The organism is Psychrobacter sp. TB20-MNA-CIBAN-0197 (genome assembly GCF_040309765.1).
Taxonomy (GTDB): Bacteria; Pseudomonadota; Gammaproteobacteria; order Pseudomonadales; family Moraxellaceae; genus Psychrobacter; species Psychrobacter submarinus.
In genome coordinates, this window is the sequence record NZ_JBEOPC010001089.1 from 1 (window position 1) to 250 (window position 250).

Below are 250 nucleotides of genomic sequence, written 5' to 3' on the forward strand. Positions count from 1 at the left end.
GGTGAGCAGCGTTATGGTATTGTAGGTAGCGTAGCTATGGACATGATCAGCGTTGATATAGGCGCTAATGAGCATAATATTAAAGTTGGCGACAGAGTCACTATGTGGGGCCCTGAGCTACCAGTTGAAGAAATAGCACTGTGCGCTGATACTATTCCTTACGAGCTATTATGTAATATTACACCACGCGTAAGTTATGAGTATCAGCCATAGTTAGTTTTTAGCGTATACCAATTGGGTATAATTACTC

At 41.6% G+C, this 250-nt stretch carries 1 protein-coding gene; it reads left to right on the plus strand.

What is annotated here, in order from left to right:
- Positions 1-213 (plus strand): alanine racemase C-terminal domain-containing protein (locus AAEY83_RS17275; RefSeq protein WP_351061131.1); only part of this gene is annotated, 213 nt, incomplete at its 5' end.
- Positions 214-250 lie beyond the last annotated feature (37 nt).